This is a genomic window from Streptomyces sp. NBC_00122 (assembly GCF_045160845.1).
Taxonomy (GTDB): Bacteria; Actinomycetota; Actinomycetes; order Streptomycetales; family Streptomycetaceae; genus Streptomyces.
Genome location: NZ_CP108191.1, coordinates 2,710,709 through 2,723,668, shown reverse-complemented (window position 1 = coordinate 2,723,668; position 12,960 = coordinate 2,710,709). Strand labels below are relative to the sequence as shown.

The window sequence follows — 12,960 nt, the reverse complement described above, 5'->3', positions numbered from 1 at the left end:
GTCCACGGTATCCGCTGCGTCCGCGACTGCTCCACGGGCGCACGCGCTACCTTCGGTTGAGGCGGTACGGGAGGAGCCGGGGCGTGGGGATCGAAAGCGACCAGTTGGTCTACGAATATCTGAGCCGCGTCGGGGACTTGGCGCAGCGGCGGCAGCTGTCCTCCGGTGACCGGATGCGGCTGGTGTCGGGGCTGCGGGACGAGATCGACCGTCGGCGCGCCAAGTACGACCCGGAGACGCCGGCCGCGGTACGGGCCATCCTGGAGCGGATCGGCACGCCGGAGGAGGTCCTGGACACCGTCGGTACGCGGTCGGGGCCTTCGCAGACCCCGCCGGATCCGGTCCCGGCGGTGCCCGCCCAGCGGGGTCCGGGCCGCCTGGGCCGCAAGCGGGTGCCGCCGCCGCGCCCGGCGCCGGAGCCGCAGAACGTGCCGCCGCACCTGGCCGGGCTGGACGAACTCGGCCCCTCCGGAGGGGCGGAGCCCGACTGGTGGCGCGTCGGGGCGGGCGGGTTCGGCTCGGGCCCGCAGGTCGACGGCTTCGCGGGCGGGATCGAGTTCCCGGAGATGTTCAAGGAGCCTCCGGGGGAGGACGAGGAGCCGAAGAAGGAGCCGCCGGGGCCGGCGCAGGGGCGCGCGCGGAGCCTCGTACGGTTCCTGCGCGAGCGGCGGCGCGCGAAGAAGGAAGCGGTGGCGGAGGCCGCCGGGCCGGAAGCCGCGGCCGTCGCCCCCCGGCCCCGGCCGAACGCCTTCCTGATGCTGGCCGCGGCCTTCCTCGTCGTCGGCGTGGTCACCGGCTATTGGCTGCTGCTCGTCGTCGGCTGGCTGCTGCCGTACGCCTCGCGCGTGCTGCGGCCCGCCGAGCGCAAGTGGGTCGTCTTCGGCCCGCCCGGCGTGGTCCTGGCGGGGGCGGCGGTGTGGCTGTGGGGCCGGATGAACGAGAAGTGGGGCGAGACCCTGGCCGAGGACCAGGTGAGCGGGGTGGTGCACGGGATGTGGCCGTGGCTGCTGCGGGGCGCGGCGCTGGCGTCCGTCCTCTACCTGGTGTGGCGGGCCCGCCGCCGCTGACGTGCCCAGCCGCGCCGCGTCGTGACGCGAGGGGCGTACGTTCCCCCGCTGTAAGCCTGGTGTCGGCCCGCCGTCGGCCCGCCTCGGCACAATGGCGGTATGAACCTCACCGTCGGCTTCGACCTCGACATGACCCTCATCGACTCGCGTCCGGGCATCAAGGCCGCCTACCAGGCGCTCTCGGCCGAGACGGGTACGTTCATCGACGCCGACGAGGCGGTCACGCGGCTCGGGCCGCCGCTGGACGAGGAGCTCGCGTACTGGTTCCCGGAGGCCGAGATCCCGGCCATGGCCGACCGCTACCGCGAGATCTATCCCACATACGCCATCGGGCCGACCCCGGCGATGCCGGGTGCGCGCGAGGCGATCGAGGCCGTCCAGGCGCTCGGCGGCCGCGCGATCGTCGTCACGGCCAAGCACGAGCCCAACGCCCGCCTGCACCTGGAGCACCTGGGCATCGAGCCCGACGCCGTCATCGGCTGGCTCTGGGCGGAGGCCAAGGCCGGGGCGCTGCGCGAGTACGGGGCGCAGGTCTACGTCGGTGACCACGTGGGCGACGTACGCGGGGCCCGCAAGGCCGGCGCGCTGTCCGTGGTCGTGCCGACCGGTCCGTGCCCCGAGCCGGAGCTGCGGGCGGCGGGCGCGGACGTGGTGCTCCCGGACCTCACCGCGCTGCCGGGGTGGCTCGCGCAGTACGTCGCCGCGCAGCCCGTCTGAGCGGCTTCGGGGAAGCAGGGCACGTCCCCGGCCGGGTCAGGCCTGTGAGGCCCGGGCCGCCTTGCGCTGCGCCGCGGCCGACCGCAGCACGCCCGCCGCGGAGATGGCGAAGCCGACGCCCATCAGCATGCACACGGCCCACGCGTACGACGGGAACGGGTCGACGTCGAGGAACAGCGGGGCCATCGTCGCGAGCGTGGCGACGGCGCCCACGATGAACACGATGCCGCCGGTCTTCACCAGTGCGTCGCCGGGCCGCGCTTCGTCGGAATGAGGAGTAACAGTCACCCGACCAGGGTAGTTCCCAGGCCGGAGCGGCCGAAGCGGCCGCCCGCGAAGGACCGGGGAACGTCTTGTCACCCGGCCCTCGGCCATTAGCCTTGAGGTGGCGGGTCATCCATGGCCCGCTGCGCTGTTATCCGGAGCCGTTCCTCGGCACTCCGGACCCGACGAGCACAAGGACAGAGGACGGACGTGCCTACCGGCAAGGTCAAATGGTTCAACAGTGAGAAGGGCTTCGGCTTTCTCTCCCGTGACGACGGCGGCGACGTCTTCGTCCACTCGTCGGTGCTCCCTGCCGGGGTCGACTCCCTCAAGCCCGGCCAGCGCGTCGAGTTCGGTGTCGTGGCCGGACAACGCGGTGACCAGGCGCTTTCGGTGACGGTGCTGGATCCGGCGCCGTCCGTCGCGGCGGCCCAGCGCCGCAAGCCGGACGAGCTCGCCTCGATCGTGCAGGACCTCACGACCCTGCTGGAGAACATCACTCCGATGCTGGAGCGCGGCCGTTACCCCGACAAGGTGCACGGCACGAAGATCGCCGGCCTGCTGCGCGCGGTGGCCGACCAGCTCGACGTCTGACCTGAACGAGGTACGGTGCCCCGCCACTCGGGAGAGTGGCGGGGCACCGTCGTTCCGAGGCTCTTTGGAGGGCTTCGGGGGCTACGGGAAGGCGAGCGCGCCGGGCGAAATGGCCGGTACCAGTCCCTCGGCCGCCGCCCTGGTCAGCAGCCCGCGCACGGCCGCGTAACCGTCGTCGCCGAGGTCGGCGGTGAACTCGTTGACGTAGAGCCCGATGTGCTGGTCGGCGACGGCCGGGTCCAGCTCCTGCGCGTGGGCGCGTACGTACGGCCGGGACGCCTCGGGGTCGTCCCAGGCCATCCGCACCGATGTACGGGCGGACTCGGCGAGCGCGTGGAGCCGCTGCTCGCCCAGCGAGCGCTTGGCGATGATCGCGCCGAGCGGGATCGGCAGGCCGGTCGTGGACTCCCAGTGCCCGCCCATGTCGGCCAGGCAGTGCAGGCCGTAGTCCTGATAGGTGAACCGGGCCTCGTGGATGACCAGTCCGGCGTCCACCCGGCCGTCGCGCACCGCCGGCATGATCTCGTTGAACGGCAGCACGACCACCTTGCCGACCCCGTCCGGGAGCACGTCCGCCGCCCACAGCCGGAACAGCAGGTAGGCGGTCGAGCGTTCGCTCGGCACGGCCACCGTCTTCCCGGCGAGGCCGGTCCCCGGCTCACGGGTGAGCACCAGCGGGCCGCAGCCGCGCCCCAGGGCGCCGCCGCAGGGCAGCAGCGCGTACTCCTCCAGCACCCACGGCAGCACGGCGTACGACACCTTCAGCACGTCCAGCTCGCCGCGCTCGGCCATGCCGTTGGTGATGTCGATGTCGGCGAAGGTGACGTCGAGGGCGGGCGCGCCCGGGACGCGGCCGTGTGCCCAGGCGTCGAAGACGAAGGTGTCGTTCGGGCACGGCGAGTAGGCGATCTTCACGGCGTTACCGCTCATGGCGTTCTCCCCAGTTCGCGAGTACGGGCCCCAGCGTGCGGAAGCCGTCGGCGAGGGCGGCGAGCGCGTCCCCGATCCGCCAGGCGGCACGGTCACGGGGGCCCACGGCGTTGGACACGGCGCGGATCTCCAGTACGGGCAGCCCGTGCGCGGCGGCCGCCTCCGCGACCCCGAAGCCCTCCATGGCCTCGGCCCCGGCCATCGGGTGCCGGGCGGCGAGCTCGGCGGCCCGGGCGGCGGTCCCGGTGACGGTGGAGACGGTCAGCACGGGCGCGAGCAGCGCCCCGGTCGCCTCGGCGGCGCGGGCGGCGAGCTCGGGCGGCGGCAGGTGCACGCTGTGCCCGAAGCCGAGCGCCCGGACGTCCAGGAAGCCGTCGGGGGTCTCGGCGCCCAGGTCGGCGGCGACGATCGCGTCCGCGACCACGAGGGAGCCGGGCGGTGCGGCGGGCTGGAACCCGCCGCCGATCCCGGCGGAGACGACGAGCGTGTAGTCGGCGAGGACCAGGGCGGTGGCGGTGCCGGCGGCGGCCGCCGCCGGACCGACGCCTCCGACGAGGACGTCGAAGGCGATGCCGGGAAGGTCCCGCCGGGTGACGTGGTAGCCCCCGGCCAGGGTGCGCGGCTCGGGACCGGGGGCGTCCGGATGAGGGGTCGGCCCATGGAAAGCGCTGACGACGGAGTCGGCCTCCGCCGCCACCGCGGTCACGACGAGCACGCGCACCGGTGGCGTCCGGTTACTTGAGCTTGAGGTTGACGGTCCAGACGGAGATCGGCTTGCCGTCCTCGCCGAGCTGGACGATGGCCAGCTTCTTCGAGGCGGGGGCCTCGCCCTGGCCGCCGGTGGCGAAGACGTCGGCGCCCGGGAAGCTGCGGTAGGTGTTCTCGGACGGCTCGGTGATCTGCTGGCCGTCCAGGACCGCCTGCCACTTCTTGCCGCCCTCGACGACGTCGGGCTCGACCCCGAGACGCAGGGTGTCACCCCGCCCGTACTCGATGGTCTTGGCGTTCTTCGCCTCGGTGAGGCACTCCTGGAGCTTCTCCATCGTGAGCGGCTCCTTGCCTTCTTGGCAGGCGGCTTCGGCGGACACCGTCGAGGTGCCGACCGTCACGGTGGCCAGGGGCGTCGGCTTGTCCCCGCATGCGGAGAGGAGGAGGAAGCCGGCGGAAACGGCTCCGAGGGCCGCGACGCTGCGGCGGGCCCTACCCGGGATAAGCGGTGCGGTCATGAGCCGAAGGCTATCGGGCCGCCGGGCCGCGCCGCTGCATGGGGTACCACTGACCTGCTGTGGCGCGGGTCGCCCGGTGCGGCGCCGTTGCCCGGGACCCGCCCCCGGACTTCAGGCCACCCGGGGGCGGGAGGTGCCCGGGTGGTGGTGGCGGGGGGCTCCCACGAGGCCGCGGAAGGCCATCGTGGTGCCCAGGGCGACCATGGCCGCGGCCACCGACATGCCCAGGACGCCGTTCAGCGGCAGGACGATGCCGATCGCGCCGCCGAGCACCCACGCCACCTGGAGCAGCGTCTCCGACCGGGCGAAGGCGGAGTTCCGTACCGCCTCCGGGACGTCCCGCTGGATCATCGCGTCCAGCGACAGCTTCGCCAGCGCCTGGCAGAAGCCCGCCGTGGCGGCCAGTACGGCCATCATGAGGCCGCTGAAGAAGGCCGCCGCCAGGATCGCGACCGCGAGGGTCAGGCTCAGCACCGCCGCGACGATCGCCTCGGGCGCCCTGGCCCGCAGCCACGCGCCCACCGCCGTGCCGCACGCGTTCCCGACGCCCGCCGAGACGCCCACGATCCCCAGCGACACCGCCGCGCTCTGCCCCGCCAGGGGATGCTCGCGCAGCAGGAACGCCAGGAAGAAGATCAGGAAGCCGGACAGCGCGCGCATCGAGGCGTTCGCCAGCAGGCCGCACAGGACCGAGCGGCTGACCGTGCGCAGCCCCGGCCGCTTCGAGTGCGCCTCGTGGGTGGAGAGCCGGGCCCGCCGCTCGCCCTTGGCCTCGTCCACCTTGTGCGGCAGCGTGAACGCCGCGACGGTGCCCCAGACGAAGATCAGGCAGGCTCCGTACAGCGGCCACTCCGGCCCGATCAGGTGCAGCGCGGCGCCCACCGGTGCCGCCGCGCCCGTGGCCAGCAGGCCGGCCAGCGTGACCCGGGAGTTCGCCTTGACGAGGGGGAATCCGGGCGGGAGGAGGCGCGGGACCACGGCGCTGCGCACCACTCCGTACGACTTGGACGCGACCAGCACCCCCAGCGCCGCCGGATACAGCTCCAGTCCGCCCGTGGCCACCGCGCCCGACATCATCAGCGCCAGCAGCGCCCGGGCCAGCATCGCGGCCGCCATCGCCGCCCGCCGCCCGTGCGGCAGCCGGTCCAGCAGCGGCCCGATCACCGGGGCCAGCAGGGTGAAGGGGAGCATCGTGATCCCCAGGTACAGGGCCACCCGGCCGCGTGCCTCGTCCGTGGGTACGGAGAAGAACACCGTCGAGGCCAGCGCCACTGTGATCATCACATCGCCGGCGCCGTTGATGGCGTGCAGCTCGATCAGCTTGCCGAGGCCCGATTCACCCGCCCCGTGCGCGTGCGTGGCCCGCCGGATGCCGCGCGCCGTACCGGTGAACGGCAGGTGCAGGGCACGCCCCAGGGCCCGGCCGGCCCGCCTGACCGGTCCCGAGCCGTCGCCGGACGACCGTACGGGTGCCACCTGGCCATAGTGCCCCACCGGGCCCTTGGGAACCCCTCCCGGCGCGTCGCGGACGCGCCCTGACTCGTGGGCTTGTCCGCGAATCGGACCTTGCATGTGGGCCCAAGGCTTCGGAGGAGGTAGCGTGCGTAGCGCGCCACCGGCGGTTGCTCTTGGCCGCGCGCCTCTTCGCGATCCCGCAGAATGGATCGCATAAAGGTGCGCCCGGAGTCCGATCTGGTGCGGACGTCGACGCGGCCCTCTGGTCCGCTCCGCCCGCTCCACGTACGGACAGGACCGACGGGTCGTTGTGGACGACAGTACGGACGGCGCACTCGTGAGACGGCGTAGGAGAGAACGAGACCAGTGAGTGCTGCGACGACGCGAAGCCGTACCCCGCGTACCCCCGACCGCCTGTGCGTCGAGGCGGTAGAACTCGCCCGCTCGGCGGCCGAGGAGGCCGCCTTCCCCGGCGTGGTGGGCGCGCACGTCTCCGCCGTGGCGGAGGGTGACCGGGTCGTCACGCACTTCTTCGAGTCCAAGGAACCGGGCTACCGGGGCTGGCGCTGGGCCGTCACCGTGACCCGCGCCTCCCGCGCGAAGAACGTCACCCTCGACGAAACGGTGCTCCTGCCCGGCGACGACGCGCTGCTCGCCCCCGAATGGGTGCCGTGGAGCGAACGGCTGCGCCCCGGCGACATGGGCCCCGGCGACCTGCTGCCCACCGACTCCGACGACCTGCGCCTGGAGCAAGGCTGGTCGGGCGAGGACGCCCCGCCGCCGAACTCGATGGTCTCCACCGAGATGGCCGAGCTCGTCGAGGCGGAGGACGCCGACGTCACCGACCGCACGGTGGTCCCGGTGCGCGGCTCCATCACCTCGGTCGCCGAGGAACTGGGCATGCGGCGCGCCCGCGTGCTGTCGCGGTACGGGCTGCACACCGCGGCCGACCGCTGGGACGAGTCGTTCGGTGCGAAGACCCCGATGGCGCAGGCGGCGCCCGCGTCGTGCCTCTCCTGCGGCTTCCTGGTCGCGATCGGCGGCTCGCTGGGCCAGGCCTTCGGCGTCTGCGCGAACGAGTTCAGCCCGGCCGACGGCCGGCTGGTCTCCCTGTCGTACGGCTGCGGCGGGCACTCGGAGGCCGCGGTCATGCCGGCTCCGCTGCGGCCGGCGCCGCCGGTGCTCGACTCGATGGCCTCGGACGAGTTCCTCCTGCGCCCGGCCTCCGACACCGGCTCGGTCCCGGTCTCGGACCTCCCCGCCGCGGACCTGGGCCACTCGTAGCCCCGGCGCACCAGCCTCCCCGGCCGAGCCCCGGCGGGCCGGCGCGGCGGCGTACCCTCGGGCCATGGGGGACGAGGGCGTGGACATGGTGGGGATGGCCGGACGGGTGACCGGGACGGTCGGGCCGGGTCTGGTCGGCGAGGTGATCGTCCGGATCCGGGGCGGTGCCGAGCACTTCCTCGCGTACCCCGTCCAGGGGACCGGCCGGCTGGCCGTCGGGACGGTGGTGACGGTCGTCGAGTACCTGCCGCCGCGCACGGTGTACGTGATGGCGGCCTACGACAACTGACCCCTCGTGCGACCTGTGCGTATCAAGATGGCGACAAGACTTCGCGCACGTCTTCCCGCCGGTGCGCGACAGGCGCAGACTCGCCCTCGTCGGTGTCGAACGGCACCGCGATAAGGGGGCGTTGCCGATGGCTATCGGCGTCGTGGCGGGAGTCGTTCTCGCCGCAATTCTGACTTTGATCGGCCTGTTCAAGCTCATGTGGCGGGTGGCCGAACCCAACGAGGCGCTCGTCATCTCCGGTTCCGCGCACAAGACCGAGGGCATCGGGGAGGGCATGGGGTTCCGGATCGTCACCGGGCGCGGGACGCTGGTCCTGCCCGGGGTGCAGGCGGTGCGGAAGCTGTCGCTGGACCTCAACGAGACGCAGCTGAACGTGGACTGCGTGACCCACCAGGGCATCCCGCTGCGGGTCAAGGGCGTGGTGATCTTCAAGATCGGCGACGACTTCGTGTCCATCGCCAACGCCGCGCGCCGTTTCCTGGACCAGCAGAAGATGATGCCCGAGCGGGTGCACATCGTCTTCGCCGGCCATCTTCGCTCCATCGTGGGCGGGTTGACGGTCGAGGACATGATCCGGGACCGGGAGAAGCTGACCGGGCAGACCCGGGCGGCCTGCGGTACCGAGATGGAGAAGCTGGGCCTGATCGTCGACTCGCTCCAGATCCACGAGATCGAGGACCCGACGGGCTACATCAAGAACCTGGCGATGCCGCACGCGGCCGCCGTGCAGCGGGACGCGCGGATCGCGCAGGCCGAGGCGAACCGGCTGGCGACCGAGGCCGAGCAGGCCGCGTTCGCCCGGATGTCGGAGGCCACCCGCGACAGCGAGATCCTCCAGGCCGGCTACCAGGCCGAGCGGGACAAGGCCGCGGCGACGGCACGGCAGGCGGGTCCGCTGTCGGAGGCGGCCGCGCGTCAGGAAGTCGTCGTGCAGGAGACCCGGGTCGCGGAGCTGGAGGCGCACCGGCGCGAGCAGCAGCTTCAGGCGGACGTACGCAAGCCCGCGGACGCGGCGGCGTACGAGACGCGGACCCGGGCGGAGGCCGAGCGCGACGCCCGGATCTCGGCGGCGCAGGCCAAGGCGAAGGAGACGGAGCTGGCGGCCGCCGCGGAGGCCACACGGGTGACGACGGCGGCGACCGCCGACGCGGCGGCCACCGAAGCCCGCGGTCTCGCGGCGGCGAAGGCCACCCGGGCGACCGGTGAGGCCGAGGCCGCGGCCACCCAGGCGAAGGGCCTCGCGGTGGCGGCGTCGGCGAAGGCGAAGGGCCTCGCCGAAGCCGACGCGATCAAGGCGCGGGCCGCCGCACTCGCCGAGAACCAGGAAGCGGTCGTTGCCCAGCAGCTCGCCGAGAACTGGCCCGCGATCGTGGAGGCGGGCGCGGGAGCCTTCGGGAACGTGGAGCACATGGTCCTGCTGAACGGGGCCGAGGGCATGTCGGAGATGTTCGCGAAGGCGCTCACGATGGGCGGCACCGGCCTGGGCGTGGCCCGCCAGCTCCTGGCGTCGATGTCCCAGCAGACCTCTGACCCCGCCGGTTCCACCGGTTCCGCGGGCCCGGGCGGGTCCGCCGGGTCCGCCGGGTCCACGCTCAACGGCCGCATCCCGATCCGGGAGGAGTAGCCGGCAGGCGGCGCCGCTGTCCGGGCCCGGCCCCGGCAGCGGCGCCGCAGGGCTACTTGGCGGAGCCGCCGCGGCGCAAGAGGCGTTTCGCGGCGGCGACCAGGGCCAGGGCGACCGCCAGGACGAGGGCTCCCTTGGTGAAGCTGCCGGGGGGCTCCGGGAACGGGGCCGCCTCCGAGGGAGAGCCGGGCTGCGGCGAGGCGGACGCGGAGGGAGCCGCCGTGGACAGCGGGACCGCGACGACACGGCTGTCGGCGCCCTCGGAGCCGAACATCAGCGCCGACCCGTCCGCCGTGTACGTCACCGACTCCGCCTGCCCCTGCCACGGCGCGTTCACCCGCTCGCCCTCGCCCTGCGGCCGACCGTCCTTCCACGGGTACGTACGGGCAGAGAAGTAACCCCGCAGGGCCAGCGTGCTCCCGTCGGGGGAGAACGCCCCGTCCGTCACCCACGGCACGTCCGCGACCCGCCGGAACACGTTCGTCCCGCTCGCCGACAGCTGCTCCGGACCCTCGTAGAGCCCGCCCTTGCTCTCGTTCTTGCTCGCGATGTACACCCGGCCCGTCACCGGATGCACCATCAGCGCCTCCGCGTTCCGCGGCCCGTCCGCGTACCGCACCGTGAACTGCTCGGCCTTGACCGTGGTGTCGGCCAGCTGCTTCGGCTCGGGGAACCGGTAGATCCACACGTGGTCCCAGGTACCGTCCCGGTTGTCCCCGATGTCACCGACGTACAACTGTCCGTCCGGCCCCAGCGAGATCGCCTCGACGTCGCGCGGCTTCCCGATCCCGGTCAGCGTGACCCGGGCCACCGTCCTGCCGGTCGCCGAGTCCACCGCGTAGACGTACGGGCCGTCGTCGCTGTCGTTGTGCGTCCAGTACACGCCGGGGTGGATCCGGCTGGCCGCCAGCCCGCTCGATTCCTTGATCCGCGGATCGCTGATCGTGAACGACGAAGCCCCGGGGCCCTCCGCCGCGAGGGCCGCCGTCGGCAGCAGGGCGAGGACGAGGGCGGCGGAGGCGGACGAGACCGGCAGCAGGCGCATCCCCCAAGCCTGCCAGGCCGGACCGCGTGTCCGGCATCACAGATGCTCCTGTCGCGTGATCCGCGATGATGACCGGATGCGTTTCATGTTCGTCGGCGACTCCATGACCATCGGACGCGCGGGCGACTACACCTGGCGCTACCGGATGTGGCAGCACCTGGGCGCGACCTTCGGCGGCCCCTTCTCGGTCGTCGGCCCGCGCAGCGAGCTGTACGACACCTCCGCCGACGCGCCCACCAGCCACGAGTACGCCGACCCGGGCTTCCCCGAGGACGCCCGCCGCCACCTGGCCGGCTGGGGCGAGGGCTGGCAGCACATGGCGCCCCTGATCGGCCCCGCGGCCCGCGCGGGCCGGGCCGACGTCCTGCTGGTCTCCCTCGGCCTGATAGACCTCGGCTTCTACACCAAGGCCGACGAGACCGCCGCCAACGCCCGCCGCTTCATCGCGGCCGCGCGCGAGGCCCGTCCGGCCGTCCGGATGGTCCTCCTTCCCGTCATCCCGAACGTCCGGGCCGAGGAGGACGCGCCGTTCGCGGCCGAGGTGGCCCGCTTCAACGAGCTCCTGGCGAAGGCGGTGGCCGATCTGACGACCGACGCCTCGCCGATCCTGCTGGCGGCGCGCCCGCAGTCGTACGACATCCACCACGACACCTACGACGGCACCCACCCCAACGCCTCGGGCGAGCACCGCCTGGCGGGGGAGTTCGCGGCCGCCCTCCACCAGGCCTGGGGCATCGGCGGCCCGTACCAGGGGCTGTAACACCCCCTTCACGGAGAGGTCTTGCCTGGAGTCCACTCCAAGCAGTTGGCTAGTGCCCCATGAAGTACACGCAGCTCGGACGCACCGGTCTCAAGGTCAGCCGACTTGTACTCGGCACCATGAACTTCGGTCCTCAGACAGACGAACCCACCAGTCACGGCATCCTGGACGCCGCGCTCGACGCGGGTCTGAACTTCGTGGACACCGCCAACGTGTACGGGTGGGGCGCGAACAAGGGCCGCACCGAGGAGATCATCGGCACCTGGTTCGCCCAGGGCGGCCGCCGCCGCGAGAAGACGGTGCTCGCCACCAAGGTCTACGGCAGCATGGCCGCCGAGGGCGAAACCTGGCCCAACTACGACCGCCTGTCGGCGCTGAACATCCGGCGGGCCGTCGACGCCAGCCTCAAGCGGCTCCAGACGGACTACATCGACCTCTACCAGTTCCACCACGTGGACCGGCGGACCCCCTTCGAGGAGATCTGGCAGGCCGTCGAGGTCCTGATCCAGCAGGGCAAGATCCTCTACGCGGGCTCCTCGAACTTCCCCGGCTGGAAGATCGCGCAGGCCAACGAGACCGCGGCCCGCACCGGGCGGCTCGGGCTGGTCAGCGAGCAGTGCCTCTACAACCTCGCCGAGCGGCGCGCGGAGATGGAGGTCGTCCCGGCCGCCGAGGCGTACGGGCTCGGCGTGATCCCGTGGTCCCCGCTGCACGGGGGCCTGCTGGGCGGCGCCATCCGCAAGGCCGCCGAGTCGGGGCGCAGCGCTTCGGGCCGCTCCGCGGACGCGCTGTCCAACAGCTCGGTACGGGCGCAGGTGCAGGCGTACGAGGACCTGCTGGCCAAGCACGGGCTGGAGCCGGGGGAGGCCGCGCTGGCCTGGCTGCTGACCCGTCCCGGGGTCACGGGGCCGATCGTCGGACCGCGGACGCGGGAGCAGCTCGACTCGGCGCTGCGCGCGGTCGAGCTGGAGCTGTCGGAGGAGCTGCTGGCGGGCCTGGACGAGATCTTCCCCGGTCCCGGGCCGTCGCCGGAGGCGTTCGCCTGGTAGCGGTGCCCGTCTACTGGCCGACGGCCGCTGCCACGGCCACGACGACGAACATCAGTACGAGCACACCGGCCATTACGCGGTTTCTGGTCTTGGGATCCACCCGTCGAGACTAACGCGACCGGCCCCGCCCTTCGCACGGAGGGGCGGGGCCGTGGCCGTTCTCACGCCTCGGCCGCCGCCGCCATGCGGTCGAGGTCGGCGAGGAGCTCGGCGAGGCGGTGCTCCGGGACGGCCTCGGACATGCGCCGGTCGATGGCGTAGACGACGGAGCGCGCCGCCGCGAGGCGGCGGTGGCCCTCCTCGGTGAGGTGGGCGGGCAGGGCGCGGCCGCGGTCGGTGGTGGCCGGGCGGGTGATGAGGCCGGCGTCCTGCAGTCCGCGCAGGACGACGTTCATGGACTGCCGGGTGACGAAGGTGCCGCGGGCCAGCTCGGCGTTGGACAGCCCGGGGCGCTGGTCGAGGAGTTCGAGGCAGGCGTACTGCGGCACGGTCAGGCCGTACTCGCGCAGCGCCTTGTCCATCGCGCCGCGCAGTGCGGCGGCGGCGCGCTTGAGGCGGTACCCCAAGCGCTCGGTCACGTCATCATGCATGTCAGGAGTTTGACATGCGTGCGCGGAGACGCCTAACTTCGCCTATGTCAAAGTCCTGACATTGGG

General features: G+C 73.1%; 15 protein-coding genes. 8 read left to right on the top strand and 7 right to left on the bottom strand.

The features are described from left to right. Positions 1-83: 83 nt before the first annotated feature. Entirely contained in the window at positions 84-1,067 is a 984-nt protein-coding gene (locus OG737_RS12735) for a hypothetical protein (protein WP_328926312.1), read from the top strand. 99 nt (positions 1,068-1,166) lie between these two features. Next, positions 1,167-1,784, top strand: coding sequence for an HAD family hydrolase (locus tag OG737_RS12730; RefSeq protein ID WP_328926311.1), 618 nt, complete (start codon positions 1,167-1,169; stop codon positions 1,782-1,784). A 36-nt stretch (positions 1,785-1,820) separates the two neighbouring features. Here OG737_RS12730 and OG737_RS12725 read toward each other — a convergent pair whose 3' ends face one another. Further along, entirely contained in the window at positions 1,821-2,072 is a 252-nt protein-coding gene (locus OG737_RS12725; RefSeq protein ID WP_328926310.1) for a hypothetical protein, read from the bottom strand. Positions 2,073-2,258: 186 nt separating this feature from the next. Between OG737_RS12725 and OG737_RS12720 the strand changes: the two genes are divergently transcribed. Beyond that, a complete protein-coding gene (locus OG737_RS12720; RefSeq protein ID WP_322975534.1) occupies positions 2,259-2,642 on the top strand; it encodes a cold-shock protein in 384 nt (127 codons plus the stop codon). An 81-nt stretch (positions 2,643-2,723) separates the two neighbouring features. Here OG737_RS12720 and OG737_RS12715 read toward each other — a convergent pair whose 3' ends face one another. The 4 genes from OG737_RS12715 to OG737_RS12700 form a co-directional block, all read right to left on the bottom strand. Continuing rightward, positions 2,724-3,572: a 1,4-dihydroxy-6-naphthoate synthase gene (locus tag OG737_RS12715; protein ID WP_328926309.1), complete on the bottom strand. Its 849-nt coding sequence runs from the start codon at positions 3,570-3,572 to the stop codon at positions 2,724-2,726. Then, positions 3,562-4,293: a futalosine hydrolase gene (locus tag OG737_RS12710; protein ID WP_328926308.1), complete on the bottom strand. Its 732-nt coding sequence runs from the start codon at positions 4,291-4,293 to the stop codon at positions 3,562-3,564. The genes OG737_RS12715 and OG737_RS12710 overlap by 11 nt, the downstream gene beginning before the upstream one ends. A 13-nt stretch (positions 4,294-4,306) precedes the next feature. Then, positions 4,307-4,798, bottom strand: a complete 492-nt coding sequence (locus OG737_RS12705) for a DUF2771 domain-containing protein (protein ID WP_328926307.1) — start codon at positions 4,796-4,798, stop codon at positions 4,307-4,309. Positions 4,799-4,909: 111 nt separating this feature from the next. Next, complete coding sequence (locus OG737_RS12700; protein ID WP_328926306.1) at positions 4,910-6,274, bottom strand: MFS transporter; 1,365 nt, start codon at positions 6,272-6,274, stop codon at positions 4,910-4,912. Positions 6,275-6,619: 345 nt separating this feature from the next. Here OG737_RS12700 and OG737_RS12695 point away from each other — a divergent pair, with 345 nt between their 5' ends. The 3 genes from OG737_RS12695 (at position 6,620) to OG737_RS12685 (ending at position 9,450) form a co-directional block, all read left to right on the top strand. Further along, the gene (locus OG737_RS12695) at positions 6,620-7,537 is read left to right on the top strand and encodes a DUF3027 domain-containing protein (protein ID WP_328926305.1); all 918 of its coding nucleotides are present in this window, start codon (positions 6,620-6,622) and stop codon (positions 7,535-7,537) included. A gap of 64 nt (positions 7,538-7,601) precedes the next feature. Beyond that, positions 7,602-7,826, top strand: coding sequence for a hypothetical protein (locus tag OG737_RS12690; protein WP_388562972.1), 225 nt, complete (start codon positions 7,602-7,604; stop codon positions 7,824-7,826). Between the two features lie 127 nt (positions 7,827-7,953). Beyond that, positions 7,954-9,450: an SPFH domain-containing protein gene (locus tag OG737_RS12685; RefSeq protein WP_405921531.1), complete on the top strand. Its 1,497-nt coding sequence runs from the start codon at positions 7,954-7,956 to the stop codon at positions 9,448-9,450. Positions 9,451-9,502: 52 nt separating this feature from the next. Here the strand turns inward: OG737_RS12685 and OG737_RS12680 are convergent, their stop codons facing one another. Next, positions 9,503-10,495, bottom strand: coding sequence for a WD40 repeat domain-containing protein (locus OG737_RS12680; protein WP_328926302.1), 993 nt, complete (start codon positions 10,493-10,495; stop codon positions 9,503-9,505). 76 nt (positions 10,496-10,571) lie between these two features. On the opposite strand from OG737_RS12680, the gene OG737_RS12675 reads away from it, so the two are divergent. Together OG737_RS12675 and OG737_RS12670 are read left to right on the top strand one after the other, a co-directional pair. Then, positions 10,572-11,255, top strand: a complete 684-nt coding sequence (locus tag OG737_RS12675; RefSeq protein ID WP_328926301.1) for a GDSL-type esterase/lipase family protein — start codon at positions 10,572-10,574, stop codon at positions 11,253-11,255. Positions 11,256-11,314: 59 nt separating this feature from the next. Beyond that, entirely contained in the window at positions 11,315-12,304 is a 990-nt protein-coding gene (locus OG737_RS12670; protein ID WP_328926300.1) for an aldo/keto reductase, read from the top strand. 161 nt (positions 12,305-12,465) lie between these two features. Here OG737_RS12670 and OG737_RS12665 read toward each other — a convergent pair whose 3' ends face one another. Then, entirely contained in the window at positions 12,466-12,894 is a 429-nt protein-coding gene (locus OG737_RS12665) for a MarR family transcriptional regulator (protein WP_328926299.1), read from the bottom strand. Positions 12,895-12,960 lie beyond the last annotated feature (66 nt).

Coding starts and splice junctions, on each gene's coding strand:
- OG737_RS12730 (WP_328926311.1), top strand. CDS start 1,167: ATGAACCTCACCGTCGGCTTCGACCTCGACATGACCCTCATCGACTCG.
- OG737_RS12675 (WP_328926301.1), top strand. CDS start 10,572: ATGCGTTTCATGTTCGTCGGCGACTCCATGACCATCGGACGCGCGGGC.
- OG737_RS12715 (WP_328926309.1), bottom strand. CDS start 3,572: ATGAGCGGTAACGCCGTGAAGATCGCCTACTCGCCGTGCCCGAACGAC.
- OG737_RS12705 (WP_328926307.1), bottom strand. CDS start 4,798: ATGACCGCACCGCTTATCCCGGGTAGGGCCCGCCGCAGCGTCGCGGCC.
- OG737_RS12690 (WP_388562972.1), top strand. CDS start 7,602: ATGGGGGACGAGGGCGTGGACATGGTGGGGATGGCCGGACGGGTGACC.
- OG737_RS12670 (WP_328926300.1), top strand. CDS start 11,315: ATGAAGTACACGCAGCTCGGACGCACCGGTCTCAAGGTCAGCCGACTT.
- OG737_RS12665 (WP_328926299.1), bottom strand. CDS start 12,894: ATGCATGATGACGTGACCGAGCGCTTGGGGTACCGCCTCAAGCGCGCC.
- OG737_RS12680 (WP_328926302.1), bottom strand. CDS start 10,495: ATGCGCCTGCTGCCGGTCTCGTCCGCCTCCGCCGCCCTCGTCCTCGCC.
- OG737_RS12685 (WP_405921531.1), top strand. CDS start 7,954: ATGGCTATCGGCGTCGTGGCGGGAGTCGTTCTCGCCGCAATTCTGACT.